This window comes from Pseudomonas sp. P20 (genome assembly GCF_016463925.1).
Lineage (GTDB): Bacteria > Pseudomonadota > Gammaproteobacteria > Pseudomonadales > Pseudomonadaceae > Pseudomonas > Pseudomonas aeruginosa.
In genome coordinates this window covers 1-3,159 of record NZ_JAEMVM010000076.1, presented here as the reverse complement: position 1 = coordinate 3,159, position 3,159 = coordinate 1, and the positions used below count along the sequence as shown (strand labels likewise).

The 3,159-nt window shown below is 63.4% G+C and carries 1 protein-coding gene; it reads left to right on the top strand.

Going from position 1 to position 3,159, the window contains the following annotated elements; genetic code table 11:
* On the top strand, nt 1-3,159 hold a 3,159-nt coding region (locus JHD77_RS31590; protein WP_233412016.1), incomplete at both ends, for a condensation domain-containing protein.

Below are 3,159 nucleotides of genomic sequence, written 5' to 3'. Positions count from 1 at the left end.
TCTACGCCGCACCGGAGACGGACCTGGAGCAGCAACTGGCGGCGATCTGGGCGGAGGTACTGAAGCTGGAGCGGGTCGGGCTGACCGACAACTTCTTCGAGCTGGGCGGAGACTCGATCATCTCCCTGCAGGTGGTGAGCCGAGCTCGCCAGGCGGGTATCCAGTTCACCCCCAAGGATCTGTTCCAGCACCAGACCGTGCAAGGCGTGGCTTCGGTCGCACGCTTCGCGCCGGCGTTAGCGGTCGACCAGGGCCCGGTCAGCGGATCGATGCCGCTGACTCCGGTGCAACGGCGCTTCTTCGCCGAGGCGATTCCCCAGCGCAATCACTGGAACCAGTCTCTGTTGCTGGCGCCGGCAGATTCTCTCGAGCCTGTTCTGTTGAGAGAAGCGTTACAGGCCGTCGTTTCCCGTCATGATGCCTTGCGATTGCGTTTCGACGGCGTGGACGAAGAGTGGCAGGCGGCGTTCGATCCTGCCGCGTGTGCGGAAGATGTGCTATGGGTGCGTCAGTTGGCTGACGGCGACCTTTCGGAGGTCGTCGAGGCGGCACAACGCAGCTTGGATCTGAAACATGGGCCTTTGCTGCGAGTGCTGCTGGCCGATTTGCCCGATGGCAGCCAGCGGCTCTTGCTGGTCGTTCATCACCTGGTGGTGGACGGCGTTTCCTGGCGAATCCTGCTGGAAGACCTGCAACAGGCCTATCAGAGCCTACAGGCTGGACAGGCGCCGAACTTGCCGGCGAAAACCAGTTCGTTCAAGGCTTGGGCCGATCGCCTGAAGGAGCATGCCAGCAGCGAAGCCGTCGAGCGTGAGCTTTGTTATTGGCGACAGGCGCTGGAGGGCGTGAGCACGGATCTGCCTTGCGAGCGTCCCGAAGGTGGCCGTCAGCAAAGGCATGTTGCCCACGCTGATACCCGGTTGCCGCGCGAGACGACCCGTCGCTTGCTGCAGGAGGCGCCAGCAGCCTACCGCACACAGGTCAACGACCTGCTGCTGACAGCGCTGGCACGGGTGGTTTGTCGCTGGAGCGGGCGGGCGGAGGTTCTGGTCCGCCTGGAGGGTCATGGGCGCGAGGACTTGTTCGAGGATATCGACCTGACCCGTACCGTTGGCTGGTTCACCAGCCTCTATCCAGTGCGCCTCAGCCCCCGGCAGAACCTGGCCGACTCGGTCAAGGCCATCAAGGAACAGCTGCGCGCAATTCCTTCCAGGGGGATCGGCTACGGCCTACTGCGCTACCTGGGAAGCGCCGAGGCCCGCAGAACGCTCGAAACGTTGCCGGAAGGCGAGATCGTCTTCAACTATCTAGGCCAGTTCGATGGCAGCTTCGATGAGCAACGCGGATTGTTCGCGCCGGCCCGGGAGGATGGTGGTGCGGTCATGGACGAGCAGGCGCCTCTGGGCGCATTGCTGAGCGTCGACGGGCGGGTCTACGACGGCGAGCTGAGCCTGGGCTGGACCTTCAGCCGGGAAGTGTTCGACGAGCAGACCATACAGGCGCTCGCGGATGAGTACGGACGGGAGCTCCAGACTCTTGTGGAACATTGCTGCCAGGAGCGCAATCGTGGCGTGACACCATCGGACTTTCCCTTGGCGAACCTCGACCAGGCCGGACTTGACGCTTTGCCAGTTCCGGCAGGCGAGATCGCCGACCTCTATCCGCTGTCGCCAATGCAGCAGGGGATGCTTTTCCACTCCCTGTACGAGCAGGGAGGAAGCGACTACGTCAACCAGATGCGAGTGGACGTGGAAGGACTGGACGTCGGGGCTTTCCACCAGGCCTGGTTGGCGACCGTCGCCAGTCACGAGGTGCTGCGGGCCAACATACTGACGGACCTGGAGCGGCCGCTGCAACTGATCCACAAGCAGGTGCGGCTGCCCTTCGAGGTTTTCGACTGGAGTGCGCGAGAGGACCTTGAGCAGGCGCTGGAGTCGTATGCGCAAGACGTGCGGCGCAAGGGGTTCGACCTGACCAGGGAGCCGTTGTTGCGGATCGCGGTTATTCGCGTGGGCGAAGGTCGACATCATCTGGTCTATACGAACCATCACATTCTGATGGACGGCTGGAGTGGCTCGCGCTTGCTCGGCGAGGTGCTGGAGCGGTATGCGGGTCGCTTGCCGGCGTCGCTGGCGGGTCGCTATCGCGACTATATCGCCTGGCTGCAACGTCAGGATCAGGATGCCGCCGGGCGTTTCTGGAAGGAGCAACTCGCCGAGCTCGATGCACCTACGCGGCTGATGCAGGCGCTTGCTGGTCAGGTCAAACCAGTGGCTGATGGTTACGGCGATCACTATCAACTGTTCGACGCGGAGCAGACCCGACGGCTGGATGCCTTTGCCCGCGCCCAACGAGTGACCCTGAACACCCTGGTGCAATCGGCCTGGCTGCTGCTTTTGCAACGCTATACCGGACAGGAAACGGTGTGCTTCGGCGCCACGGTGGCCGGCCGGCCGATGGAGCTATCCGGCATCGAGCAGCAGATCGGGTTGTTCATCAATACCCTGCCGGTCATTTGCCGTCCGCGCGCGGACCTGAGCGTGGGCGATTGGGTCGCCATGGTGCAAGAGCGCAACCTGGCCTTGCGTGAGTATGAGCACACGCCATTGTTCGAGGTGCAGCGTTGGGCCGGACAGGGTGGTGAGTCCTTGTTCGACAGTCTGCTGGTATTCGAGAACTACCCCGTATCGGAGGCCCTGGAACAAGGAGCTCCGGCAGGATTGCGCTTTGGTGAGGTGGTGAGTCGAGAACAGACCAACTACCCGCTGACCCTGGCCGTGAACATGGGCGAGACGCTGACCATCCACTATAGCTACGACCGTTTGCACCTGGATGCGGTCGCCGTGGAACGGCTGGCAACCCATTGGCGTAATTTGCTGGAGGCGATCTGCCAGGACGCAAACCGGAGTCTTGGCGAGTTGCCGCTATTGGATCGTTCCGAGCGGGACCTGCTGCTAGCGCGCTGGGACCAGACCGGTGAGGACTATCCGAGCCGGCCGTTCGTCCACCAGTTGGTTGCGGAGCAGGCGCGTCGAGCGCCGGAGGCGATTGCGGTGCTGTTCGGCGAGCAGCGGCTGAGCTATGGCGAACTCGACAGCCAGGCCAATCGCCTGGCCCAGCGCCTGGTGGAACTGGGCGTGGGTCCGGAGGTGCGGGTGG